The 24,532-nt window shown below is 35.8% G+C and carries 24 protein-coding genes, 1 tRNA gene, 1 pseudogene and 1 other annotated feature; of the genes and pseudogenes, 7 read left to right on the forward strand and 19 right to left on the reverse strand.

Going from position 1 to position 24,532, the window contains the following annotated elements; all coding sequences use genetic code 11:
- Positions 1-3: 3 nt before the first annotated feature.
- The 7 genes and pseudogenes from yycH to ACZ42G_RS13540 form a co-directional block, all read right to left on the reverse strand.
- The gene (gene yycH / locus ACZ42G_RS13510; protein WP_464850853.1) at positions 4-1,248 is read right to left on the reverse strand and encodes a two-component system activity regulator YycH; all 1,245 of its coding nucleotides are present in this window, start codon (positions 1,246-1,248) and stop codon (positions 4-6) included.
- 12 nt (positions 1,249-1,260) lie between these two features.
- A complete protein-coding gene (locus ACZ42G_RS13515) occupies positions 1,261-1,656 on the reverse strand; it encodes a hypothetical protein (RefSeq protein ID WP_085113433.1) in 396 nt (131 codons plus the stop codon).
- Between the two features lie 144 nt (positions 1,657-1,800).
- Complete coding sequence (locus ACZ42G_RS13520; RefSeq protein ID WP_464852179.1) at positions 1,801-2,319, reverse strand: sensor histidine kinase; 519 nt, start codon at positions 2,317-2,319, stop codon at positions 1,801-1,803.
- Positions 2,320-2,331: 12 nt separating this feature from the next.
- Positions 2,332-3,564: pseudogene (locus ACZ42G_RS13525) on the reverse strand (HAMP domain-containing protein); the annotation flags it as partial.
- Positions 3,488-4,183: a response regulator gene (locus tag ACZ42G_RS13530; RefSeq protein ID WP_085113434.1), complete on the reverse strand. Its 696-nt coding sequence runs from the start codon at positions 4,181-4,183 to the stop codon at positions 3,488-3,490. The gene ACZ42G_RS13530 and the pseudogene ACZ42G_RS13525, both read right to left, overlap by 77 nt.
- 6 nt (positions 4,184-4,189) lie before the next feature.
- Positions 4,190-5,005, reverse strand: a complete 816-nt coding sequence (locus ACZ42G_RS13535; RefSeq protein WP_085113435.1) for a peptidase MA family metallohydrolase — start codon at positions 5,003-5,005, stop codon at positions 4,190-4,192.
- A 133-nt stretch (positions 5,006-5,138) separates the two neighbouring features.
- Positions 5,139-6,344, reverse strand: coding sequence for a peptidoglycan DD-metalloendopeptidase family protein (locus tag ACZ42G_RS13540; RefSeq protein ID WP_274893652.1), 1,206 nt, complete (start codon positions 6,342-6,344; stop codon positions 5,139-5,141).
- A gap of 181 nt (positions 6,345-6,525) precedes the next feature.
- Between ACZ42G_RS13540 and ACZ42G_RS13545 the strand changes: the two genes are divergently transcribed.
- Together ACZ42G_RS13545 and ACZ42G_RS13550 are read left to right on the forward strand one after the other, a co-directional pair.
- Entirely contained in the window at positions 6,526-7,497 is a 972-nt protein-coding gene (locus ACZ42G_RS13545) for a DnaD domain protein (RefSeq protein ID WP_464850856.1), read from the forward strand.
- Entirely contained in the window at positions 7,490-8,470 is a 981-nt protein-coding gene (locus ACZ42G_RS13550) for an ATP-binding protein (RefSeq protein WP_464850858.1), read from the forward strand. Before ACZ42G_RS13545 ends, ACZ42G_RS13550 begins: the two co-directional genes overlap by 8 nt.
- Here the strand turns inward: ACZ42G_RS13550 and ACZ42G_RS13555 are convergent.
- Positions 8,467-9,909, reverse strand: coding sequence for a M1 family metallopeptidase (locus ACZ42G_RS13555; protein ID WP_464850859.1), 1,443 nt, complete (start codon positions 9,907-9,909; stop codon positions 8,467-8,469). The genes ACZ42G_RS13550 and ACZ42G_RS13555 overlap by 4 nt on opposite strands.
- 139 nt (positions 9,910-10,048) lie before the next feature.
- On the opposite strand from ACZ42G_RS13555, the gene ytaF reads away from it, so the two are divergent.
- Together ytaF and ACZ42G_RS13565 are read left to right on the forward strand one after the other, a co-directional pair.
- Positions 10,049-10,660, forward strand: a complete 612-nt coding sequence (ytaF, locus tag ACZ42G_RS13560) for a sporulation membrane protein YtaF (protein ID WP_085113440.1) — start codon at positions 10,049-10,051, stop codon at positions 10,658-10,660.
- A gap of 309 nt (positions 10,661-10,969) precedes the next feature.
- Positions 10,970-11,018 (forward strand) — a sequence feature (sodium ion sensor (DUF1646 type); this cis-regulatory element may regulate processes involved in with the transportation of sodium ions).
- A 69-nt stretch (positions 11,019-11,087) separates the two neighbouring features.
- A complete protein-coding gene (locus ACZ42G_RS13565; RefSeq protein WP_464850861.1) occupies positions 11,088-12,140 on the forward strand; it encodes a DUF1646 family protein in 1,053 nt (350 codons plus the stop codon).
- 63 nt (positions 12,141-12,203) lie between these two features.
- On the opposite strand, the gene ACZ42G_RS13570 is transcribed toward ACZ42G_RS13565, so the two are convergent.
- The 7 genes from ACZ42G_RS13570 to ACZ42G_RS13600 form a co-directional block, all read right to left on the reverse strand.
- Entirely contained in the window at positions 12,204-12,875 is a 672-nt protein-coding gene (locus tag ACZ42G_RS13570) for a hypothetical protein (protein ID WP_274893658.1), read from the reverse strand.
- Positions 12,876-12,949: 74 nt separating this feature from the next.
- On the reverse strand, positions 12,950-13,165 hold the full coding sequence (locus ACZ42G_RS13575; protein WP_464850863.1) for a YgaP family membrane protein: 216 nt from the start codon (positions 13,163-13,165) through the stop codon (positions 12,950-12,952).
- A gap of 472 nt (positions 13,166-13,637) precedes the next feature.
- Positions 13,638-14,258 (reverse strand): trimeric intracellular cation channel family protein, encoded by a 621-nt coding sequence (locus ACZ42G_RS13580; protein ID WP_085113534.1) that lies wholly within the window; start codon positions 14,256-14,258, stop codon positions 13,638-13,640.
- 418 nt (positions 14,259-14,676) lie between these two features.
- Positions 14,677-14,835, reverse strand: coding sequence for a hypothetical protein (locus tag ACZ42G_RS13585; RefSeq protein ID WP_168170209.1), 159 nt, complete (start codon positions 14,833-14,835; stop codon positions 14,677-14,679).
- 62 nt (positions 14,836-14,897) lie between these two features.
- A complete protein-coding gene (locus ACZ42G_RS13590) occupies positions 14,898-16,064 on the reverse strand; it encodes an amidohydrolase (RefSeq protein ID WP_274893659.1) in 1,167 nt (388 codons plus the stop codon).
- A gap of 233 nt (positions 16,065-16,297) precedes the next feature.
- Positions 16,298-17,212: a pseudouridine-5'-phosphate glycosidase gene (locus ACZ42G_RS13595; protein ID WP_274893660.1), complete on the reverse strand. Its 915-nt coding sequence runs from the start codon at positions 17,210-17,212 to the stop codon at positions 16,298-16,300.
- Entirely contained in the window at positions 17,205-18,311 is a 1,107-nt protein-coding gene (locus ACZ42G_RS13600) for a carbohydrate kinase (protein ID WP_274893661.1), read from the reverse strand. The genes ACZ42G_RS13595 and ACZ42G_RS13600 overlap by 8 nt, the downstream gene beginning before the upstream one ends.
- 405 nt (positions 18,312-18,716) lie before the next feature.
- Here ACZ42G_RS13600 and ACZ42G_RS13605 point away from each other — a divergent pair, with 405 nt between their 5' ends.
- The gene (locus ACZ42G_RS13605; RefSeq protein WP_274893662.1) at positions 18,717-18,941 is read left to right on the forward strand and encodes a tyrosine-type recombinase/integrase; all 225 of its coding nucleotides are present in this window, start codon (positions 18,717-18,719) and stop codon (positions 18,939-18,941) included.
- Positions 18,942-19,002: 61 nt separating this feature from the next.
- Here ACZ42G_RS13605 and ACZ42G_RS13610 read toward each other — a convergent pair.
- The 3 genes from ACZ42G_RS13610 to ACZ42G_RS13620 all read right to left on the reverse strand — a co-directional run bounded on the left by ACZ42G_RS13610 (position 19,003) and on the right by ACZ42G_RS13620 (position 21,847).
- Positions 19,003-19,075: transfer RNA gene (locus ACZ42G_RS13610), tRNA-Thr, on the reverse strand.
- 86 nt (positions 19,076-19,161) lie between these two features.
- Positions 19,162-20,448, reverse strand: coding sequence for an adenylosuccinate synthase (locus tag ACZ42G_RS13615; protein WP_464850866.1), 1,287 nt, complete (start codon positions 20,446-20,448; stop codon positions 19,162-19,164).
- A 16-nt stretch (positions 20,449-20,464) separates the two neighbouring features.
- Positions 20,465-21,847 (reverse strand): NAD(P)/FAD-dependent oxidoreductase, encoded by a 1,383-nt coding sequence (locus ACZ42G_RS13620; protein ID WP_085113215.1) that lies wholly within the window; start codon positions 21,845-21,847, stop codon positions 20,465-20,467.
- A gap of 273 nt (positions 21,848-22,120) precedes the next feature.
- Here ACZ42G_RS13620 and ACZ42G_RS13625 point away from each other — a divergent pair, with 273 nt between their 5' ends.
- Entirely contained in the window at positions 22,121-22,888 is a 768-nt protein-coding gene (locus ACZ42G_RS13625; RefSeq protein WP_464850867.1) for a threonine/serine exporter family protein, read from the forward strand.
- Positions 22,885-23,301: a threonine/serine exporter family protein gene (locus ACZ42G_RS13630; protein ID WP_085113217.1), complete on the forward strand. Its 417-nt coding sequence runs from the start codon at positions 22,885-22,887 to the stop codon at positions 23,299-23,301. The genes ACZ42G_RS13625 and ACZ42G_RS13630 overlap by 4 nt, the downstream gene beginning before the upstream one ends.
- Here the strand turns inward: ACZ42G_RS13630 and ACZ42G_RS13635 are convergent.
- Complete coding sequence (locus ACZ42G_RS13635) at positions 23,288-24,532, reverse strand: methyl-accepting chemotaxis protein (RefSeq protein WP_085113218.1); 1,245 nt, start codon at positions 24,530-24,532, stop codon at positions 23,288-23,290. The two genes, ACZ42G_RS13630 and ACZ42G_RS13635, sit on opposite strands and share 14 nt — an antisense overlap.

A 24,532-nucleotide genomic window follows, 5' to 3' on the forward strand; every position in this document is an offset into this window, starting at 1 on the left:
TCATCACATTATTTTCCCATCCAAAGCGCTGAAAAAATACTCATCTGTCTGAGTTTTTACATGCCAAGCGGGTATAAGCTCATTGCCGTCAAAAACATATACCATACTTACAAACTGTACGTCATCTACTTTGTGGTCCTTCAAAAGTTTGCCTATATCGTAAAATCCGCCATTGTATTCACCTGCGTAGTAAATATCCATATAGTTTACAATAGCAGATTTGATTGTCCCATTTGATACAGATACATATATTGGCTCTTTGATATCACCGTTTCTTAGTGCATACACATGGTAATCATAATCGTAATTGAAGGCAAAGCTGTAATCTCCGCTACTACCGCTGACTCCTGTCAAGTAAACATTTTTTTCATCTATGCCTAAGGCTTTTATGAATTCCACTGCTTTATCTAAAGACTCTACTCTGCCAAAAGTGAGTTTCGACGATGCGGTGGTAGTGTCAAAATATTCTATTAATCCATTTTTGTAAAGCCTCAATCCTCTCACACCATCGGTGTATATGTATGAACCACTGTTCTCTTTTATCTCCCGCACTACAGATATATTGACAAACACATTTTTGGTAATAGTCCTATATACTGTGTCATTTTCAAAGCCTCTATTTACATATCTTTTTAACTGAAAACTTTTTACCGCAAATGTGTTTTCACCGTATACATCGCCTGAGGTAGTGATAGAATAATTTATAGAACTTTGAAATTGCTTGCTTATAAGGCTTAAAAAATAGCTGGGATTTTTAAGATCTATGGCATAGTAACTGCTGTAATCCGTAAAGATAATTTGAGGCTTTACACCTAATTTTATGACTATCTCTTTTATCAAAGTGTCTTGCCCTATTTTCAAGATAGGTGAATCACTTAATTTTAAGGCATTTTTAAACAAATCCTCTGTTATGCCTTTCCCAAAATAAATATGTACAAAATCACCTTTGTGGTTTAAATCATTCTTTGAAAGTTGTGAAAGTGTTGTATCTTTAATCTCTTTTAAAATTTTTACCGTATTCATCCACACTGAATTTATATCGTTTGACGACGTTACATCCATAAATGTGCCGCTTGACTCTACAATGATAGAAGAAGGCCTCAATATATCAGAAATATCTACACTTACTGGTATAGACTTGGTCATAAAAAAGCTTTTCTGAGGAAAAGATGTCCAAAGCGTGTAGCTAAAATAAAGGCTTGTAGAAACAAGCAATATGAGTACAGCAGTCTTAATATGCTCTTTCATAATCACACCGCTTTATTTAAAAAGCTTATTCCACAAGCCTTCCAACGTATCAACCGTAATCTGAATAATGCCATTGTTGCTTTGCAATACAATATGACCCTTTACCACCTGCACCTGTCCGTCCTTGACAGCCTTTAAAGTTACATAGTTGTCCCCTAAAGCCAATGTTATAAGCTTGGCAAAGAGGCCAGTATCACCTATAATCCACTTGTCATTCAAATTGTCGTTTAATATAAGCTCCACGTAAGTATCCGGCTGCCCATTGCCTGATATGACAAAGTATTTGTTGCTTGTGGTGACATCGCTTATATCTGATTTTACAGTTATCAGATCATCAGCAAACCCGTAAGTCATAAAAAATGTCATAAACATCATGGTGGCAATAACAAGGGCTAAAACCTTTTTCAAAAGTACCACTCCTCATCATGAACTGACATAAATATATAAAATTTTACACATGATACCTAATATAACCATTATTCTATAAATTGATTATAGAGCATCATTATTACAATAATGTTACACAAATATTAAAATATAGTTACGGTTTGACTAATATTTAAGCTTTACGGTTACGGTAGTACCTACTCCAAGTTCGCTTTCTATGTTTATCTCCCCTCCATGGGCGGTGACGATCTCCTTTGCAATGGCAAGGCCAAGCCCAGTACCTCCAAGCTCTCTTGACCTTCCCTTGTCAACTCTGTAAAACCTCTCAAATATCCTCGGAAGATCCTTTTTGGGTATGCCAATCCCATTGTCAGTCACCACTATATATGCGGAATCGTCAAAGTACTTTGTAAAAACTCTAACATATCCCCCTGGATTCGTATATTTTATGGAATTTGACACTATATTTAAAATCACTTGCTCCATCTTGTCTTTATCTATGCTTACGCTTCTTATTTCTTCACCTGCGCAGAATAATAGTTTCTGATTCTTCTTCTGAGCCTCTATCTTTATTTTGTACAAAACCTCTTCCACAAATTCATTGAGATTTGTCTCAGATAAATTTAACTTTCCATTTGAATCCATCCTTGATAAGAGAAGAAGGTCTTTCACCAGCCTCGTCATCCTGTCAACTTCTTTATCTATTATGTACAAAAACCTGTTCCTCATTTCATCGTCAACGCCGTCATTGAGAAGGGTCTCTGTGTAGCTTTTTATGGTTGTAAGGGGAGTCCTCAATTCGTGTGAGACATTTGCCACAAACTCTTTCCTCATGTTATCAAGGTTTTGCTGCTCCGTTATGTCGTGCAGCACAAATACATTGCCATCTATGTTTTTGTCTACTTTTATAGGACTTACAAACGACTTTAAAATCTTTCCATTGCAGTATATAAGACTTTCAGTATTTTTTAACTGTCCCTGGGCTATCTTCTCTAAAGGCTCATCCATAGCTAACTTTTCGCCAATCATCTTTTCTGCAGCATCATTGAAAAGTATGATCCTATTTAAGTCATTTGTAGCAATTACTCCATCTGACATGTAGCTTATTATGGCTTCTACTTTGCTTTTCTCATTTTCCATCTCATTTAGAGTAGTCTTAAGCCTTTTTGACATGAAGTTAAACATGCTGCCAAGTTTGCCTATCTCATCATCAGATCTTATGTTTATGTGAACGTCGAAATTTCCTTCCGCCATCTCTTTAGCGTACTTCGTCACTTCTTTTATGGGATCTGTGATGGTCTTTGCCAATATATATCCTAAGATGACTGTTATTATCACCGCTATAAATGTTGCACTTAATAAGATGAAATTCACATCAGACAGCGTATCATATACGCTTTTTAAAGAACCGCTAACATACACGACTCCTGATATCTTCCCATCGCTGTCAACTACAGGCATGGCGATGCTTCTTAATTTACCGTTTGAATTGTTGTCATTTGTGGTCTCCATCCCTTGCTTGCCAGACAATGCTTTTATGACTGCAGGAGTTAGCATCTTGCCTTTTTCTCCTGTGGAGCTGGCTAATATGTTGCCGTCTTTGTCAAGTATGTACAAGTATTTTATGTAGGCATTAGGACCTAAATACATGTTTATTATGTTGTCTAAGCTTGTTTTGGAATTCATGTTGTCTTTCAATGTGAAGGCGATGCCTGTAGCTTGTGCTTCAATGTAGTTTTCGAAATTCGTCATGTGATAATTTTCTAAAGATTTGAAAAGGTATACCCATATTATCTCCATCGCCACAAGTATCAAAAGACCATATATGAGTATTATCTTCCACTGTATGCTTTTATAGTTCACTTTCTTCGCTAAAATAATAACCAACCCCTCTTTTGGTATGTATATACCTTGGGTTTGCCGGATCATCCTCAATTTTTTCCCTAAGTCGCCTTATTGTAACATCAACCGTCCTTACATCGCCAAAGTATTCATAACCCCAAACCTTTTCTAAAAGCATCTCTCGCGAAAATATAAGCCCTCGGTTGGCTACCAAAAATTTTAACAGGTCAAACTCTCTCGATGTAAGCTCGATGGGTTTCCCATTTTTCTCCACTCTGTACTTTGACAAATCGATGTTTAAGCTATTTACACTTAAAACATTTGACATAGTCTCACCATTGCTTATGCCGCTTCTTCTTAAATTAGCTTTTACCCTGGCAATAAGCTCTCTCATAGAAAAAGGTTTCGTCACGTAGTCGTCGGCACCCAGCTCCAATCCTAATACTTTGTCTACTTCCTCTTCCTTTGCCGTAAGCATCAATATGGGTGTAGTCATAGTCTGCCTCAATATCCTTAAAACCGTAAAACCGTCCATTTTTGGAAGCATGACGTCGAGGAGGATAAGGTCAGGATTTTTTTCTTGAGCCATCTTAAGACCTTCCTCCCCATCATATGCCTCTATCGTATTGAATCCATTTTTTTCTAAATTGTACTTCAATATCTCCACGATCGGCTTTTCATCGTCTACTATCAGGATTCTGCTCAAATGCCATCACCCCTTAACATTGTTGACAAATGTATCAAGCTTTAAGCCAGTTTCTTTGTAAAAGCTTGACTCTATACTCATTCCGCTTCCCAAATCTCTAAGCATCTCTCTTATAGTCTCCATGCCAAATTTATCGCTTATAGCCTTTGTCACCTGAAAAGCCCTTTTATACGCCAGCATCTCATCAAGTGAGTCAAAATTATTTTCCAATTGGTCAAAAGTATATGGTTTCCCATTATAGCTTAAGTCTTTGCCCCATTCATATCCATCTTGTCTGTACTCCTCTAAAAGGGCTATGCCTTCTGTAAACCACGTCGGATAATTGCCTTTAGCGATGTCGTCTACAACAAGATGCGTAAACTCATGCACAACAGGACCTTCGTATTGAAAAACTTTCGTCACATCCTGTCCTGAAGGTATCCAAAGGGCTGGAGATTCTATGCTTATTACACCATTTAGATATATTCCCATGGCATTTTCTCCTTTTGCAAGGGAAAAATCCTTATTCATTTCATCAGGATTGCTATAAACTATGATAACCGATTTATCTTTAGGTGCATATCCTAAATCTTTTATGACGCCATAATAGTGCTTTTCAGCCGTATCTATGATAAGCGAAACGTATTTGCTATCTGAATCTTGATATCTAACAATAAAATGTTTGCTTTCCTTAGTCTTAAAATTTTTTACGCTTTCTTCAATCTTGTCTTTGCCAATCACCTTATAAACCGGATATGCCTTTGTCAATATGCTTTCATTAAACAATAAAGCCAACACAAAAACAATAAAAACAATCGCCACAATGATTTTATTTTTCTTCATAGTGTATCACCTCACAAAATACTAAAAATATGTATATACTTAAATATATGAGGTAATACAATTACATTATAACCCAATGTCAAGCACATTGCAAAGTAAATTTAAGGAACAAAAAAGAGCCGTATTTCGGCTCTCATTTTAAGTACATCATAGGGTTTACTGGCACACCATTTTTTCTGACTTCAAAGTGGACATGTGGTCCTGTAGTATTTCCTGTCATGCCAACTAAGGCGATTTTCTGTCCTTTATTAACTTTGTCTCCCTTTTTCACCAAAAGCTTGCTGGCATGGCCATAATACGTCACATATCCGTTTCCATGATCGACCTCAACAAGATTTCCATAGCCATTTTCCCATCCTGCAAATACGACTGTGCCTCCATCCGCTGCATATATAGGATCATTCATAGATGCTGCTATATCTATGCCTGCATGAAGTCTTCCCCACCTTTGCCCGTACCTGGACGTTATCACTATATACCCTCGTATTGGATAATCAAGAGCGATTGTGGCTGAAGGGGTCTTAGTCCCTACAGATACAATCTCATCTGCTGGATCTTTTACCACCTCTTCGTTTATCACATCTTTTTCGGATATTTGCCCATTGTAATACTTCAAAACGGCAGTAACTATTTTGACACCATCTTCTCCATTTGCTACAACTTTGGAAGCGCCTGCAAACATGTCACCATCTTTTTGATAAACGGTTTCATGCGGAATGTCATCCATGTACACGATTTTTCTCTCTGATACTACAGTCAAAACAGGTTTAAGCTCTTTTACTTTTAAAATCTGCCCTTTAAAAATTGTAGTGGTAACCATAGGATTTAATTTATATATGTCGTCTAACGAGATGCTAAATTTTCTCGAGATTGACCAAAGAGTGTCATGGTCTTTTACAGTATAAGTCTCAACATCATCACCTTCCAGCTTTTTTAAGGCTTCTCCAACTGTCTCGATTTTAACTGTAGGGCTATCTACCTCAACCAGTTTTACATCATTTTTGAAATAGACTTTCATAGACCCGTTTTTGTACTTGTCAAGGATATCATTAAGTACCCACAATGCGTCTTCTCTATTCTTTAGCGTCACTACATTTAAGCCATCAACTACAATCGCTGTGGGTCTATCAATGCGCACAAATCTTCCCTGTTCTACGTTATATGCAAAATGATTTAAGCTTTGATCTTCCGTACTGAAAAATGCACTTTTGTCGATGCCCATGTAGAAAACTACGGCAAACAAAATCGTCAAAGTAGCAGTTAATATAAATCGCCTTTTAATTGAAACTTTTTTGATCAGGTTGCAACTAAAAGGGTTTGACTTATCTTCGTTATCCATCGTCTTCTCCTTTCATTTGCGCATAGATTGCATACAAAAATGCGTTATTATTTTTTGTTTTTTTACAAATTTTATGCATATCAAACTTAAAAAATAGACAAATTTGTCGTAATATATATTATATTCTTTTAAATTGATGGTTATGACACATCGTGTTATAATTAAACTTGAGGTGGTGTACATGAGCAGATGTAACTTTTCTAATGATTTTGATGATATGGGAAGCACCCCCGTTAGCAATTTTTTTATAAATCATTATATGTTGGAAGCACCAGGTGAATACGTGAAAGTATACCTTTTAGGACTTAAATATTCATATTACAACCAAAGCTTCTCAATGGAAGAAATGGCAGATAAGCTTTTTATGTCAGAAGATGACATAGACAAAGCTTTGAAATTCTGGGAAAGATCTGGCGTAATCAGGCTTAGGTATTCTGACAACGAATATTACATAGAATATCTTCCACTTGTCAAAAAATCTGATGATGTACACACATTGTCGATTGACGACACTGAAGTCAAGCAGATGTTTGAAACGGTAGAAAAGATGATAGGCAGACCTCTTTCACCAACTGAGATGAACACTTACCTAAGCTGGGTAGATGAGTACGGATTCTCTCTGGAGATTTTGACGATGCTTATAAGTTACTGTGTGTCGAAAAACAAGACGTCTCTTAAGTACATGGAAAAGGTAGCAATTGCATGGCATGATGCAGGGCTTAAGACAGCGCTTGACGTAGAAGCATACTTAAAATCAGAAAGCGAAAAGTGGATAAGATACAAAAAAATCTTAAGAGCGCTGGGATTAAAAGATGACGATGTAATGGAAGCCCACAAAGCCATGATGGACAGGTGGATGGACGATTTAGGCTTTGACGTCGATGTCATCATAAAAGCATGTGACGAATGCGTTTTAAAGATAAACGAACCCAGTTTTCCGTACATCAATCAGATACTCATCAATTGGTACAACGATGGCATAAGAACTGTAAATGACTTAGACAAAATAAAGAAAAAACCATACACTAAAAAGACTGCTCCCAACTACAAAGTCCCTAAAAATTACTTCAATGGATACTCTCAGAGGACATACGATGTAGACGAGCTGGAAAAGAAACTTTTAGCCCATTCAAGAGGTGAATTTAGTGAATAACTTGGTTCAAGAGGTTTTAAGAGAATACGACATGTTAAGGGACAAGTCCTTGAAAGAAGCCCTCAGTAGGCGGGAAGAAGTCTACAGAAAGATACCGCAGATATCGCAAATAGACGATAAAATAAAGGAAATCGGCATAGAGATATCGAAAGCCATTTTTCTAAATCCCCAAAACCAAAAAGAATTTTTAGAAAACTTAAGGCATAAGCTTGTTCACCTGAAAAAGGAAAAGGCTGAACTTCTTAGGCTTAACGGTTACCCTGAGACATACATGGAGCAAGAATATGAGTGCAATATCTGCAAAGATACAGGCTTTGTAAACAACAAAAGGTGCAGATGTTTTGAGCAAAAACTTATCAATATGTACTACAAGCAATCCAGCATAGAAGAAATAACTAAGATCGAAAACTTTGACAACTTTGACTATCACCTATACTCAGATAAACCATACAAAGGAAAAATGTCTCCGAGGGAAAATATTAAAAGCATAGTAGAAGTAGCCAGGGACTTTATCGACTACTTTGATGATGAAAATGAAAGTTTGTTTTTTTACGGAGATTCCGGACTTGGCAAGACTTTTCTTTCCCACTGCGTTGCAAAAGAACTTTTAGACAAAGGCAAAGTAGTCCTATACAGGACAGCTCCAGACCTTGTGGAAGGGCTAAGGCTTAATAAGTTGAATTCTGACAATGATTCGTACTATGAGTATACAGATTTGCTTAGAGAATGCGACTTGCTCATAATAGATGACCTGGGGACTGAACCTATTACGCCATTCAGCCTCCAGGAAATCTTCAGCATCGTCAACGCAAGGCTTTTGGCCAACAAGAAATTCATTATATCTACAAATTTGCCATTATCAGAAGTAATGAATATTTACCCAGAAAGACTGTGTTCAAGAATACTTGGGAATTTTAAACTTTTAAACTTCTACGGAGAAGACATAAGGATTAAGAGAAAAACTATAAATTAATCAAGCCATTCTTCGAAAAATCCTCCTGTATCCTTTCCAGTCACACTGTCCACTACGTCTATAAGGTTCTGCGTAGTGGCATTTTTATATTTGTACTCTGAATAGTACTTATCTAAGACCTCTTTAAACTTTTCATCTCCTATAAGGTTCCTGAGTTCATTGAATACCATTGCCCCTTTGTTGTACACGATATTTGTGTAATCATTCCAATCCTTAAATTGTCCTAATGTCTTCACCATTGCATCATCCTTATTAGTCTTGGAAAACTTATAAAATTCTCCTGAGATTATGGACTTAAACACCGCATCTGCCGTGGCTTTTCCGTAATACCGCTCAATATACATTATCGTCGTATACTCTGTAAGCCCTTCATCAAGCCACGCTTCCCTTACCTCATTATTCCCAACGACGCCATACCACCATTGGTGAGCCGTCTCATGTGCTATAACGTATTCTAAATTAAACAAATTGTCTTTTGAATAGAGATCTTTTGATATAAACACTAAATTGGGATACTCCATCCCACCCATGTAAAAATCAGACTCTACTACGCTGTACTCTTTGTACGGGTACTTGCCTATGTAACTATTGTAAAATCTTATGGCATCCTGTGCGTACTTTAAGGCTTTTAATCCTGAATCTTCATCAAAGTAATATGATTTGACCCTTATGCCGTCAACATCTCCTTCTGCTACTTTAAATTTAGAGCTCATGACGACAGCAAAATCCCTCACATCTGGAGCATCTATATTTAATACATCCATATCGCCTTGTCTTGTCTTAGACTTGACGACACCTGTTGTTGCAACTTCCATTCCTTTCGGCACAGCGAGTTTTACTTTATAATTTGATACATCGCTGTAAAATGGATCACCTAATGCGTAGTATGGATCATTGTTCCAACCGTTTTGGTCGTACACTGACAAAATAGGATAAAAATTTGTCACCTGAATGGTATTGTTGCCATAGCCGAATCTGCCGCAAGATGGAGGAATCTGAACTTTAAAACCTATAGCGAAGCTTATCCTGTCGCCTTTCCCCAATTTTTTAGGAAGAAGTATCTTTAAAATCTCGCCTGTTTTTTGATCAATGCTGTATGTAGCTTTTTCATTTTTGCCAAAAGTCACTCCATTTATCTCTATATACCCTGGCTTAAATCCATTTGGATATGCCAAGCCCATCTCTTCTTTTGTAAATGGAACCTTGCTTTTATCTTTAAATGCGTTGGGATACAAATGCATGTACACTTCACTTAAATTCACATCATCTGTGTTTATAAAATCTACAACTTCTGTTCCTATAATGGTCTTGTCTTTGTCGTTGTACTTAAGATCCATATTGTACACCGTTCTGTTGCTGTTTTTTATAGGCGCAAAATAGATGAGAAGCCCAATGGCAGCAACAAGGATCACCAGCCATATATATTTTTTGTTTTTCATTAAATCAGCTCCTCCATATTATTGTTCACTATATATTAATACGAAACCACAAATATTAGAACATAATTTGATTAAGCAAAACACATATTTACTTTCTCAACATATATTGATTATGAATCTAAAATAGGAGGGACAAAGAATGCACTTTATCTATTCACTGTTCATCGCTTTAGCCAATAATGTAGACAATATAAGCGTTAGAATAGCCTACAGCATAAGAGGAATTAAAATCACTGCGGTTAAAAATTTGTGGATATCCCTAATAACATTTATAATATCATCCATCGCCGCCATCTCTGGCAATATAATATCTGGAGTACTTAGTAAGCACATAAGCTCCATATTAAGCATGATCCTCTTTATCTCTATAGGACTTTGGATAGCAATTGAGCCGTATTTCAAAAAAAATAGCGATAGCCATTATGATATAGACGATAAAACGAAAAACATATACGACATATTGAAAAAGCCTGAGGAAGCCGATGTAGATGATTCTAAAGACATTGACTTTAAAGAAGCTACATTTCTCGGCATCGCCTTATCTATAAACAATATCGGAGGCGGATTAAGCGCTGGCATGATAGGCCTCAACTCTTTTTTTATAGGATTTCTGTCTGCTCTTATAAGTTTCATTGCCTTGTGGATTGGAAACTATGTGACAGACTTTTTAAATAGATGGAACTTTAGAAAAAAAGCAACAGTGATCGCTGGACTGATATTGATACTTATAGGCATAAAACAGATAATATAACCTTTATAAAAGGCGTCAGCAATGATGCCTTTTATATTTTAGTTTAACAATTGCGTAATAAACTTTTAACATATTTTACATACATATAATATCCATTTAACACAAAAGTATTATCATTTATGCAGTACCAAGAAGCAATTTGTAAGCTTCGAGACTTGTTGCGGCAGATTATAAACGTGAAGAAATCACATGAGGTCAATTAAACAAATCTTGACTAACGCCTATGTGTTTTGCAACAGAATATAGAATATTGATTTAAAACAATTTTTGTGATACAATTCAATTTAGTTTAATAATTGTTTTTTTTTCGGTTGAGCAATTTTTGCTTCAAGATTTTTGGCTTCCAGGGTGGGAAGCTCATCGTCACGATGAGTTTTCTGCCTTTTTATTTTTTATTACATGGACAAAATAAAGAAAGGTGATTTACATGATTAACGCTATTTTGTTTGCAATACTATTAATAATACTAACAGTGCCTTTTTTTGTAAAGGCAATAGAAGATAATATTGAATATTTTCTATTTGTCATGGGCATCATCGCAGTTACCGTATCAGGTGCAATGTCACTTGATCTTTTATCACATATATTAAAAAACCATCTTTTGTACATTATAACGGCTGCCGTCTTTATAAGTGGTTTTCTATTTGAAACTTTTAAAAATAAAATCAAAGAATTTGTAAAGTCAATTTTAAAACACATATCGCTTAAAATTTTTGTCTTTATTTTAATAGTCGTATTAGGGCTTACGTCAAGTATTATAACTGCAATTGTTGCCTCGTTAGTTTTAGTTGAAATAGTCCACATCTTGCCAATACATCACAAAGACAAAGTGGTCATCACTGTAATCGCATGCCTTTCGATTGGCTTAGGAGCAGCTCTGACACCTGTAGGAGAACCTTTATCAACATTGGTAATATCTGCTTTAAAAAAGGATTTCTTTTATCTTCTAAGGACGATTGGTATTTACATTGTACCTACAATTTTTGTAATGGGTATTTTAGGTGCTTTTTATGTGAATAGATTTACAGATAATGCAAAACCAAAAAAAGAGGAAGAATATTTTAAAGAAGAAGAAATGGAAATTAAGCAAATAGAAAATATTAAGTTTATCGTCATCCGTTCAATAAAAATCTTCATATTTTTGCTGGCTTTAGAGCTTTTAAGTGCAGGATTTAAGCCGTTGGTTGACAATTATGTGATGCACATGAACGTTCGGCTTTTATACTGGGTAAACATGATTTCAGCAGTATTAGACAATGCCACATTGGCAGCAGCAGAAATAAGCCCTGCTATGGATCCTGAGCACATCCGCGCTATTCTGATGGGACTTTTAATTAGCGGCGGAATGTTGATACCCGGAAATATACCGAATATCATATCAGCAGGGAAGCTGGAAATAAAAAGCAAGGAATGGGCCAAAATAGGGATTCCCATATCTATGGCTGTTTTAGTTGTCTGTTATATATTTGTTTTCATTTAGCTGGTTTTTATATTGACCAAAAAAGGTATGCTAAAGTCAAGCATACCTTTTTCTTATCGTTTATCACGCTTCTTTTTCGTCTGTGTCAAATACACTAAGCTCTTTTAATTGTGCAAATTCGAAAATTGTAAGAGGCACATCTTGTAAAACTTTTATACATTCATCCAAGTTGTTTCTCAAATTTATATGGCGCTCAGACAAAATTGCCTCCAGCGATCTATTCTCCCATTCGGCCCATTTTACAAATCTTTCTCTCTCCCTTACATATCGCTCTTTAATTTCATCATCAGTCACCTTGCTCATGACCTCGTCGCAGATGAAAAAATTGCAGACATAGTTGCGATAAACAGGAGGTAGTGTGCACCCAAAACCACTTTTCACAAAGGGACAAGCTCTAAAAAATATCGTCTTGTCTTTTATTCCACTGTCATCATCGTTTGTCTTTATATACTTTTCATATCCTTCCTTGTCAAAATACCCCTTTGCGTGAATGTAATAACTATACACTACTGTTCCTGGATTATCAATTATCCTGTTTAGCACATTAAGGCCTTCGGCTGATTTAACCATCCTATGAATATCAATAAGCTCAAATTTCGGAAAATACGAACAACATCCTCTCATCTTAATGCTGCAATAACTTATACCCATTTTGCTTTCACAGTGATAACATGATGTACATATATAGCGAGCATATCCATAAGAATCAAATCGTTCTAAACAGATTTTATCCATTGTATCACCTTTTTGGTAAATTTATAAAAAATTGAGGGTGAGTATTGCGCTCACTCTCAATTCTATACAGCATATTAGTTTTTCTTCTCTGACTCGTTTTCTTTCTTTGCTGTGCTTATGCCAAAAATTTTATAGAGAGGGCAAAAGCCAAACGCAGCCGTAAGTATAGGTATTAGTCCAAGGAGTCCCCAATATCTGGCATTGCCTTTTAAGATAAATAACAAGAGTAAAAAAATTATTCCGATTACATATCTGACTATTTTGTCAACACTGCCTACATTGGATTTCATGCTAACACCTCCTTTTTCCCTTATCTAATTATAATTATAATCCAAATATTAAAAAAAACAAATAAATTGCTTGCACTTTTATAATTAATTTTATTTCCTACAGCATCAGTATATAAATTTATTATTCCGTATTTCCAGTCTAACGTATTTTGTTCTCCGAATAAGTAGCCTAAACTATTTGCCATTTTCGATTTCTTTTCGTATATAGCAAAATACCTACGTACCCAAGTACGAAGTCAATATATAGGCATGACAATTTGCAAATGAGATTAAGACTAATCCTTCATCTGTGTATAACACTGCCTTAATGAAGTTGTAGAATAAAGACATTTTTACGCATTAAAATAACCCCTTGAATAAAGTGGGGCATGAAATATACTTTTACGCAATAACTGCGCTATTTATTTGAAACGTAGGAATGTTTTTTTCGCGTTTGTCCTACATATGGTCATCAGTCTTTAAGATTATATATTTAATTTTTTTTATCTTCCACGTTACGCACAGGTAGGTTTAAATTATAAATTATTGACAAAATTCTTATGATAAATACAATTGCACAACAAATGTATAATGATATTATATCTGGCAAGTATCCATGAATATAATAGAAGCATAAGGCACCTACAATTGATGCCACAGCATAGATTTCTTTTTTTAAAACTAGCGGAACATTTTTGGCAAGAACATCTCTTACTATGCCTCCACCAATTCCTGTACTTAGCCCCATAGTAATTACTATAAAGGCGTTACTGTAGCTGTGTGTAATTGCAGTTCTACAACCAATTGCCGTGAAAACCCCAAGTCCTAATGCATCTGATATCATTATCATTGTTTCAAACTTATTTATTTTTTCATAAAAGAAAAATACTACAATTGCAGTTATAATACTTATTATACAAGATGTGGGATTAACATAAGCTGTTGGGGGAATATTTCCTATTATTATATCTCTAAATATCCCACCACCTACAGCTGTTGTAACAGCTAAAAAAGTAACCCCGAACAAATCAAGCTTCTTTTCAATTCCAACTAAAGCACCTGAAATAGCAAAAGCAATGGTTCCTATTATTTCAAAAGAATTTATTAAAAACATTTTTTCACCTCTTTTATACGCTTAGCGCTTCCTTAAAGATTATTTATTTCTTTGTAGATTTGTGGTATTTCATCTACATAAGAAATTTTTTAGGCTGCAGCAATTATTTTTTCACCGGCTACTTCTATTTGTTTCAAAGCAAGTAATAATTGTACTAAATTCTTTATCAGAGTGTTTAAATATTCACCTTGCATACACATTTGATCAAGCAAATAGCTAAGATGCTCAAAGAAAAAAAACTGCCTTCCAAAACAATTCAAGCAGTACTTCAATATTGGGAACTTCCCCTAAAGCTGTATTATAAGCCATCTTAAAATTCAAATATGTGTTTTCAATTAGTCAAATCAATGATCCACCTAAAATATCTATAATACGTACCGTTGCAAAATAAGTAATACCAATTATCTTAGAAGTAGTTTCAGCTAGTAACAACGCATCTGGTATTAAAAACATTGCTTGCTGCAGCATAGTTTTTTACAATAAAATTTCTGTCGTAGCAGTTAAAATAATATTCACTATAATTATCGTAAAACCATGAGGCAGAAATTTTCAGATTACAGTAGCTATAATCACTCAAACAATTATGCCTCATGAATGCTGAATTGCACGATTGAAAGTAGCATAATAGTTGATACTATACTATTCATTTAAAAAGTCCAAAGCAAATTGTACATATAATGCTGTACCATACTTTAAGTAGTCTTCATCAATCTTGAACTTCTCATGATGCGGGAAGTATATAGCTTCTTTTTCCTCATTTCTATATCCAATGAATGCATAAACTCCTTTAGCATGCTGGAAATAGTATGGCATATCCTCTGAACCCATATATCTAGGTAAGGTTTTATTTTTCCCTTTTCCAAAGACTTTTGTTGCAGACTTGTCAGCTAGTTTTGCTAATTCTGGATCATTATAAAGGCTGAGAGCACTTTCCTCTATTCTTACGTCAACTTTAAGCTCATAGGCATCCGCAATGGCCTTTGCATGTCTTTTTATTGCTTCATGAACTGTTTCCCTAACTTTTGGGTCAAAGTACCTCATTGAAATTTCAATATCTGTATATTTACTAATAACATTGGCCTTTGTACCCCCAATGAACTTTCCTACAGAAAGTACTATTGGCTCCTGAGGATTAACATTTTTAGCAACTATTCCTTGGAGATCTGTAACAAAAATACATGCAGGATGAATGGTATCCTTTGCAAGATGCGGTGCTGAGCCATGGCCTGATACTCCTTCAAACTTAACATAAATAGTATCACAACCTGCCATTCTATATCCTGGTTCAATATTTACATATCCTGTTTCTAATTCTGGCATTCCATGCATGCCCAAACATGCATCTACCCCGTCCATTTCGCCTGCTTCTATTATTTTTTTCGCGCCAGAGAATGTTTCCTCAGCTTCCTGAAAGAAGAATCTTATCTCACCTGGTATTTCATCCTTCATTTCTGATAAAATTTTTGCAGCCCCAAGAAGCATAGAAGCATGGGCGTCATGACCACAAGCATGCATCACTCCAGGAGTTTTAGATTTAAATTCAACATTTGTTTCCTCGTTTATCGGAAGAGCATCTATGTCTGCTCTTAAAGCTACGGTTTTTCCACTTTTTCCACCTTTTAATGTAGCTATTAAAGAGGTATTTCCCGCTTTCTTATATGGTATTCCTAACTTATCTAATTCTTTCATAATCTTTTCTTGAGTTTTAAATTCCTGTCCACTAAGTTCAGGTTCCTCATGTAAACTTCTTCTGAAACTTATAATATAATCTTCAATTGATTTAGCCTTATCTAATATATTTGACATAAAAAACACCCCTTTCTATATTTTAAATATTCTCATTTACTTGTAGCTGTAAATATCTTCAGTTTCCTTTGGTACCAGCGCTAAAATAACAAGTGATGATATTGTTCCAACAGTCTTGTTTCTGCATTTTATCGCTATTTTCCTGCTTTTTTACTTAAAAAGACTTTACACTAAGTACCTGTTTCTACATATTTTTTACTGCCTGCAAAAACAATTAGCTAAGTTTCTTAATATTAGTTTAATTTATTTAGTTCTACTGCAATTTTTGCACCTACTATGGCATTATTCTTTACTAGTTCAATATTTGCTTTTAAGCTATCGCCAGATGTTATATCCTTGATTTTCTCCAAAAGAAATGGTGTTAATTTCTTACCTTTAATATTGTTTGCATCTGCTTCTTCCAAAGCTTTATATATTGCTTTTTCAATATATTCTCTATTCATTGAATACTCTTCAGGTATAGGATTTGCGATGATTAATCCACCTTTCAATCCAAGATCCCACTTAGCCTTTATAATTTTAGCTGCTTCGATTTCATCATTTATCATATAATCAACTTTAAGACCACTATTTTTAGTATAAAAAGCTGGCAGTTCATCTGTTTTGAATCCTAAAACAGGGACACCATGTGTTTCAAGATATTCAAGCGTTAATGGCAAGTCAAGTATAGCTTTTGCACCAGCACATATCACAGCTACGTTTGTTTTTGCAAGCTCTTGTAAATCTGCGGAAATATCAAAAGTATGTTCAGCGCCTCTATGCACTCCACCAATTCCTCCAGTTACAAATATCTTTATTCCAGCCAAGTTAGCACAAATCATTGTTGCAGAAACAGTTGTAGCAGCGCTTAAACCTTTTGCTATTATTGATGGAATATCTCTTCTACTAGCTTTTAAAATGTCCTTTGATGTTGCTAAAAATTCTAATTCTTCTTTATTTATTCCAATCTTTATTTTACCATTAATTATGGCTATCGTTGCCGGAACAGCACCATTATCCCTGATTATATCCTCCAGCATATTTGCTGTTTTTATATTTTCTGGATATGGCATTCCATGTGAAATAATGGTTGATTCAAGAGCAACTACTGGAAGTCCTTTATCAATCGCACTTTTAACTTCTTCACTTATTTCTAAATATTTATACATATTCATTCTCCTTTACAATTTTATCTAAAATTTTTTTATTAAGAAATGGATTTACAGTTTCAGATGATGATAATGTGAATGTTGCAGCAGCTATTCCATATCTTGCAGAGTCTTCTATAGACATATCATTAATAATACCATAGATGAAACCAGCTGTTAATGCGTCACCTGCGCCAGTCGCATCAATGACATTGACCTTATATGAATCTAGATATCCTTCATAATCATCTGAGCTTATATAAACACCTCTTTCACCAAGTGTCACAATAACATTTTTTGTACCCAATTTTCTTATTTCCTTTGTCGCTTTTATCATGTCATCATCGTTAATTATCTCGGTTTCCAACAGTGACCCTAATTCATCTCTATTTGGTGTAATATAATCTATATTGCCCAGTACTTCTTTCAATTTTTTTGATTTATCAATAGAAACTGGTTCAGCAAGTACAGGTATATTCTTTCTTGCACATGCATCAACAATATATTCAATAGATGCTTCAGGAATATTTGCATCTATGACTACAATTCTGCTGTTATTAATAATATCTATTTTTTTTTCAAGATATTTAATATTCAACTCTTCTAAAATTTCCATCCCTGATAATGCAATATCCATGTCCCCTGTATTATCGATAATTGCTAAATATATTCCGGTGTGTTTTGCATTAGAGATAGCAATATGTTCGCAATTAACACCCGTTTTTCGTGTCTCTGTTATAATTCTTTTACCTTCATCGTCACTTCCTACTATACTCAAAAAAGTCACAGGAACATCTAGTAATGCAAGGTTATTGGCTATATTTCTTCCAACTCCACCAAGAGTAATTTCGACATGGCCAGGATTTGAAGTATGCTTTTTTAGAGTATCAAATGTCATACCTTTTATATCAATGTTAGCTCCACCTATTACAGTTACGCCCTTTTTGTCGTTTACTACATATCCTCTTCCGTTTATATAGCCTTTTTTAATCAAATTGGCAATATGACCCGCGACAGCTGAGCGGCTAATACCAACCGTATTTGCAAGTTCTTCCTGTGATACCATTGGATTTGATTTAATGTGCTCATATATTTCCTTTTCTCTTTTAGTTAATGACACTTTATCACCTCCATTCAACATTTGTTTGTTTATCAAACACTTGCAAGTATATTATACCACTATACTTATAACACATCAATAAAAATAATTTACTTCAATCATTAATACGGTTGTCTATAATGCCTCCATCTGTCAAGATAATTTTTTAAAATCTAAGTTAGATTTTCTTACCACCTTTTATTTAGATAATTTTATATAAGTTGTAAGTCAGATAGATGAACTAAAATTATTTAAGTGTTTAGCCTTATTACAATAAGTGTATACCATTTCAGATATTTAAACCAACTTGTACAAGAATATTAGAGGCGTTCAATTTCCTAATGCCTGTGTGATTTCTATTCAATATAGTACGGAAATAAATGGGAATATTAACACCAGAGAAAGCCAAAAAGTTTTTAGAAGCTTATGCTTATAAAGAAACTTCTCAGAAAAGAAGATTTGTCCGATATAAGATTATATGACTTAAGGCATACATGTGCTACCCTATTATTAGCAATAGGTGAAAATCCAAAAGTAGTTAGTGAAAGATTAGGTCATGCTAGCATTACATTAACGCTTGATACCTATTCTCATGTACTACCAGACATGCAGAAACAGGCAACAGATAAACTTGAAAAAATGTTATTTTAATTTCGCATACAAAAAAGGGTATCGATCAAATCTCGATACCCTGAAATCCTCTTAAAATGAGAGCTGGCGAAAGGAATCGAACCTTCAACCTGCTGATTACAAGTCAGCTGCTCTGCCGATTGAGCTACGCCAGCATTTATCGCCCTGACAGTTATATATTATACCGGGTAAGTTTCACTCTGTCAACACCTTTTTTAAAATTTTTGAGAGGAACTGATGGTTATTTCATCAGTTCTTCTCTTATTATTGTCTTCTCCCTGCCGGGTCCTACAGATATTATAGAAGCGTTTATACCTGTAAGCTCTTCTATCCTTTCTACATATTTCTTTGCGTTTTGAGGCAAGTCCTCAAATCTTTCTACATTTGTGATGTCTTCAGTCCATCCGTCCAATTCTTCGTATACAGGCTCACAAATAGCTAAATCTTTCAGGCTGGCTGGAAATGTGTTTATTATCCTTCCATTTAACTTATATCCTACGCATATCTTTATCTTTTCAAATCCAGTGAGAGTATCAAGCTTAGTAAGGGCAAATGACCTTATGCCAGAAAGCCTTATGGCATAATTTACTATGACAATGTCAAGCCATCCGCATCTTCTCGGTCTTCCCGTCGTCGTGCCATACTCATGCCCTTTTTCTCTTAGAAAATCACCTTCTTCATTTAAAAGCTCTGTTGGAAATGGTCCTTTTCCAACCCTTGTAGTATATGCTTTCACAACGCCTACTACATCATCTATCATTGTTGGACCAACTCCTGCTCCAACTGTTACTCCACCAGATATTGGGTGTGATGCTGTAACATAAGGATATGTTCCTAAATCTATATCGAGAAGCGTTCCTTGTGCACCTTCAAACAATACTTTTTTCCCTTCTTTTATTAAATCGTACAATAGTGAAGTCGTATCTACGATGTACGGTTTAAGTATCTTTGCATATTCAAGGTATTCTTCGTATATTTCTTCGAAGCTCATTTCAGAAACACCGTATATCTTTTTGAATATCTCATTTTTCTTCTTGACATTTATCATCAATTTTTCTCTTAACACTTCTTGATCTACAAGGTCACAAGCTCTTATCCCTATTCTCTCCGATTTATCCATGTAACATGGTCCAATTCCTCTTTTTGTTGTGCCAATGTCATTCTCGCCTTTTGAAGCTTCTTCTAATTCATCAAGTTTAATGTGGTACGGAAGGACTATATGGGCTCTGTCACTGATTTTGAGATTTTTCACATCTACTCCTTGACTTTTCAACTCATTCATCTCAGAAATCAAAGAACCAGGATTTAAAACGACGCCATTTCCTATAATGCATATCTTGTCAGGGTACAAGATGCCGGACGGTATTAAGTGAAGTTTATACTCAACACCATCTTTTAAAACTGTGTGCCCTGCATTGTTTCCGCCTTGATATCTTACAACCACATCAGCCTTTTCAGCAAGGTAATCAGTTATTTTGCCTTTTCCTTCGTCGCCCCACTGCGAACCTACTATTACAAGCGTTGACATTATTTTGCCCCTTTCTTTACTTTACTCTATTTAAAATTTCCCTTGCCACAACGATGCCTGATACAGACGCTTGTGCAAGTCCTCTCGTGATGCCTGCACCGTCACCGGCAGCAAACAAATTCTCTATCTGAGTCTCAAATTTATTTGTAAGTTTCACCCTCGAAGAATAAAACTTAACCTCAACACCGTATAAAAGCGTATGTTTCGAATAGATGCCTGGCGATACTTTGTCGAGAGCCTTAAGCATTTCAACTATAGACTGGAGAAATCTGTACGGCAGCACAAGGCTTAAATCACCAGGTGTAGCATCTTTTAACGTAGGCTCTACAAGCCCTCTCTTTAGCCTTTCCGGAGTAGATCTTCTCCCAGACAAAAGATCTCCAAGCCTTTGTACAATGACGCCATCTCCCAACATATTTGCAAGCGATGCGATATACTTCCCGTAAGCTATAGGTTCTTTAAAAGGTTCCGTAAATTCCTTGCTTACAAGTATTGCAAAGTTTGTATTGTCTGTCTTTATGTCTTTATAGCTGTGTCCATTTACTGTTTTTAGACCATCGTTGTTTTCTACTACTACTTTTCCATATGGATTCATGCAAAACGTCCTGACCCTGTCATCAAATGATTTGGAGTAGTATATAAACTTTGACTCGTAGACGACATCGGTTATATCCTCCATCACAACAGCAGGAATCTCTACTCTTACGCCAACATCAACCGCATTGTTTTTAGTCTCCAGCGACAATCTTTCAGATTCCTTTTTAAACCAGTCTGCTCCTTCTCTGCCAGGCACTACTACCACATACTTTGAGTAGTACTTCTCACCATCCTCTGTGACGACTCCACACGCCTTGCCACCGTCTGTCAATATCTCTTTAACCATCTTTTTAGTCTTTATCTCTATTTTATCCATCAAGTAATCTTCAATATTTTTTATTATGTCATAGCACTTTTCAGTCCCTAAATGCTTTATGACGGCAGGGATTAACTTCAAGTCTGCCGCAGCAGCTCTTTTTTCTATCTCCCTTATTTTTGCTTTATCAGTGCCATGGACTTCTTTCGTTCCACCAAAGTTTACGTAAATATCATCTACATACTTTATAAGCTCATTTAGCTCACCTTTTGGTATATACTCGTCCAATACTCCACCATAATCAGATGTCAAAGTAAGCTTTCCATCGCTAAATGCACCTGCACCACCTATGCCACAAGTTATAGAGCACGGTTTGCAGTTTGCACACTTTGAGCCATACTGGCTTATAGGGCAAAGTCTACCTCTTATGTCTCTTCCCTTTTCCAAAAGCAATATGTTAAGTCCACTATTTTCCTTCACCAATTCCAGGGATGCAAAAAGTCCTGCCGGACCACCGCCGACTATTATTACATCGTATGATTTCATTCAAAACACTCCTTTTTGATAGTATAACAACATCCCCTTTAGTATATTATCAGATATCATCATTTTAATCAACTAAATTTACGAATTATATTCATTATTTTTTATATAAAGTTCGTTTTTTATCGATTTTTGCCTCAGTTTTTCGACAAAATATCGATAAAATTTTAAATACTTTTTTTCATTAACACAGTAAAGCCAAATTCATCATTTTTTTATAGCTTAAAATAATATATAATAGTCTTGTGATTTCAGATATGAAAGGAATGTGTACAATTGAACCATGAAGATCTCCTAAAATTCGCCGTAATAGCCGGAAAAACAATACTTGAAAACGGCAGTGAAACGTATAGAAGTGAAGATACCATAGAAAGGATGCTTAATAATAAAGTTGAGAGAGTGGAGACATTTGTAACACCTACTGGAATCTTTGCTTCTATTGAAAACAACGGAAAAATAGAGACGACGATAACTAGAGTCAAGCAGAGGGATAGCGACTTAAACAAAGTAGCTCTTGTCAACGATTTGTCCAGAAGATTCAGCAAAGAAAGTTTAGATACGCTTGACTTTTCAAAATACGCAGATGAACTTATAAAAATTAGGTCAAAAGGCAAATACAGCTTTTTATTGAGAGTTTTCTTTGCAGGCGTTGCTGCAGCATCATCTGGCATGCTTTTAGGCAGTACCATAAGAGATTTCATTCCTACGTTCATAACAGCTACAATACTGCAGTGTATTGTAACGTATTTTGAATGGCTGCGCCTTTCTACATTCATAATAAACATCATAGGCAGTGCATTTGCAGCATTATTAGGCTTAGCCTTTTCTCACTTCGCAATAGGCACTTTAAACGGCATAATAATAGGATCAATTGTCACATTGCTGCCGGGAGTGGCCATAACGAATGCAGTCAGAGATGCTATATGGGGTGACTTGATTTCAGCCGTATCAAGAGGCGTTGAAGCCGGAATGTCTGCCATAAGTATAGCTGCTGGAGTAGGATTCGTTCTAAATATTTGGTACGTGATTGGAGGCAAATTATGATACAGCAGATTTTCTTTGGATTTTTAGCAACAGCAGGATTTGCATTTTTATTCAATGTGCCGCTTGATGCCATTGTTGTATCGGGACTTTCAGGTGCAGTGGGATGGGCAGGTTACCTGCTTGTCATGAAGATATACCCTTCAACCATCGCCGCTACATTTATAGCATCGCTTTTTATAGGCATAATGGGGGAAATATTCGCTCAGAAGAAAAAGTACCCCACCACCATATTTGTCATTCCAGGCATAATACCTCTTGTTCCTGGTGCGTATTCTTATAAGACTGTCCTTGCCATAATTCAGGGCAATAATAAACAGGCCTTTGATTTAGGCCTGCAAACCATCGGCATCGCTTTGGCAATAGCCGCCGGACTTATGTTTGTGATCTCATTTGCCAGGATTATGAGACGGTGATCTTTGAAAGCTCCTTGTCAAGCTCTCTTACAGTAACCAATAAGCCTTCAAGATTATCTTTTATGTCTTGTATAAACTTAGACTGCTCCTCTGTTGATGCCGATACCTCTTCCGTCGATGCAGCAGTTTCCTCTGAAACTGCAGATATATTCTCAATTGATGATATTATCTCATTTTTGTACTCAGTAAGACCTGCTACAGCATCATTCAAGACTCGAGTATTTTTCGTTATTGTATCAATAGAGGACTTTATTTCGTTAAACGCTTGTGCTGTAGTTTCAACTTGATTCGATTGCTCATCGGCTATTTCTTTAACAGCGCTTGCTTGCTGCACTGTAGCATCTGTCTTCTGTTTTATAGTGCTTATTATCTTTGCTATCTCAGCCGCAGCTTCTCTCGACTGTTCAGCCAAGTTTCTCACTTCTTCAGCTACGACCGCAAATCCCTTGCCTGCTTCACCAGCTCTTGCAGCTTCAATGGCTGCGTTCAAAGCCAGCAAGTTTGTCTGATCGGATATACCTGTGATTACTTCTATGATCTTCTCTATCTGCCTTGAGTTAGACTGCAATTCATTTATTTCTGTCACGACGCTGTCGATGGAGTTTTTCGTCTCTGCCGTCTTTTCCTTAAGTGAATTTATGGTCTCTATGCCGTTTTGGCTTACCCTATTGGCATTGTTTGTAGACTCTTCAACAGCTTTAAAGTAATTTGCAGATTCGTCTATGTTTTGACCCATCTTTTGAGCCATTTCTGCTGCATTTGAAGCATCTTTCGCCTGTTCAGAAGAGCCTTGCGCTATTTCTTCTACTGCTTTGGCTATCTGAGTAAAAGTATTGTTTGCTTCCTCTATTGACTCTGTAAACTTGCTTACTGTAGCTTCTGCACTCTTTGCAAATTCAGTGACATTTTTGATTATACCTTTAACCTTATCCACCATCTGATTGTAGCTTTCTATCAAAGAGCCAATCTCATCATTGCGGCCTTTTGCAACATTGGCATTGAAATTGCCATCTGAAAGCTTCTTAAATCCTTCTTTAAGCCTTGCTATAGGCTTTGTAATCGTAAAAGATATGTATATTGAAAATAATATTGATAATAAAAACGACGCTGCAGCTACAAAAATAAACACACCGGCACTTTTGTCATCCAATACGTAGTGATATGTTCCTGCAAGAGGAATAAGGGCTACAACTATAAATGAAAGCATCAGTCTCCAAAATACACTTCTCAT

This window comes from Thermoanaerobacterium calidifontis, from assembly GCF_055381745.1.

Excerpts from the sequence above, each read along its gene's own strand:
- yycH (WP_464850853.1), bottom strand. The coding sequence starts at position 1,248 with ATGAAAGAGCATATTAAGACTGCTGTACTCATATTGCTTGTTTCTACA.
- ACZ42G_RS13520 (WP_464852179.1), bottom strand. The coding sequence starts at position 2,319 with ATGACGAGGCTGGTGAAAGACCTTCTTCTCTTATCAAGGATGGATTCA.
- ACZ42G_RS13535 (WP_085113435.1), bottom strand. The coding sequence starts at position 5,005 with ATGAAGAAAAATAAAATCATTGTGGCGATTGTTTTTATTGTTTTTGTG.
- ACZ42G_RS13540 (WP_274893652.1), bottom strand. The coding sequence starts at position 6,344 with ATGGATAACGAAGATAAGTCAAACCCTTTTAGTTGCAACCTGATCAAA.
- ACZ42G_RS13545 (WP_464850856.1), top strand. The coding sequence starts at position 6,526 with ATGAGCAGATGTAACTTTTCTAATGATTTTGATGATATGGGAAGCACC.
- ACZ42G_RS13555 (WP_464850859.1), bottom strand. The coding sequence starts at position 9,909 with ATGAAAAACAAAAAATATATATGGCTGGTGATCCTTGTTGCTGCCATT.
- ytaF (WP_085113440.1), top strand. The coding sequence starts at position 10,049 with ATGCACTTTATCTATTCACTGTTCATCGCTTTAGCCAATAATGTAGAC.
- ACZ42G_RS13565 (WP_464850861.1), top strand. The coding sequence starts at position 11,088 with ATGATTAACGCTATTTTGTTTGCAATACTATTAATAATACTAACAGTG.
- ACZ42G_RS13570 (WP_274893658.1), bottom strand. The coding sequence starts at position 12,875 with ATGGATAAAATCTGTTTAGAACGATTTGATTCTTATGGATATGCTCGC.
- ACZ42G_RS13575 (WP_464850863.1), bottom strand. The coding sequence starts at position 13,165 with ATGAAATCCAATGTAGGCAGTGTTGACAAAATAGTCAGATATGTAATC.
- ACZ42G_RS13580 (WP_085113534.1), bottom strand. The coding sequence starts at position 14,258 with ATGTTTTTAATAAATTCTTTTGAAATAATAGGAACCATTGCTTTTGCT.
- ACZ42G_RS13590 (WP_274893659.1), bottom strand. The coding sequence starts at position 16,064 with ATGTCAAATATATTAGATAAGGCTAAATCAATTGAAGATTATATTATA.
- ACZ42G_RS13595 (WP_274893660.1), bottom strand. The coding sequence starts at position 17,212 with ATGTATAAATATTTAGAAATAAGTGAAGAAGTTAAAAGTGCGATTGAT.
- ACZ42G_RS13605 (WP_274893662.1), top strand. The coding sequence starts at position 18,717 with ATGCTTATAAAGAAACTTCTCAGAAAAGAAGATTTGTCCGATATAAGA.
- ACZ42G_RS13615 (WP_464850866.1), bottom strand. The coding sequence starts at position 20,448 with ATGTCAACGCTTGTAATAGTAGGTTCGCAGTGGGGCGACGAAGGAAAA.
- ACZ42G_RS13620 (WP_085113215.1), bottom strand. The coding sequence starts at position 21,847 with ATGAAATCATACGATGTAATAATAGTCGGCGGTGGTCCGGCAGGACTT.
- ACZ42G_RS13630 (WP_085113217.1), top strand. The coding sequence starts at position 22,885 with ATGATACAGCAGATTTTCTTTGGATTTTTAGCAACAGCAGGATTTGCA.
- ACZ42G_RS13635 (WP_085113218.1), bottom strand. The coding sequence starts at position 24,532 with ATGAGAAGTGTATTTTGGAGACTGATGCTTTCATTTATAGTTGTAGCC.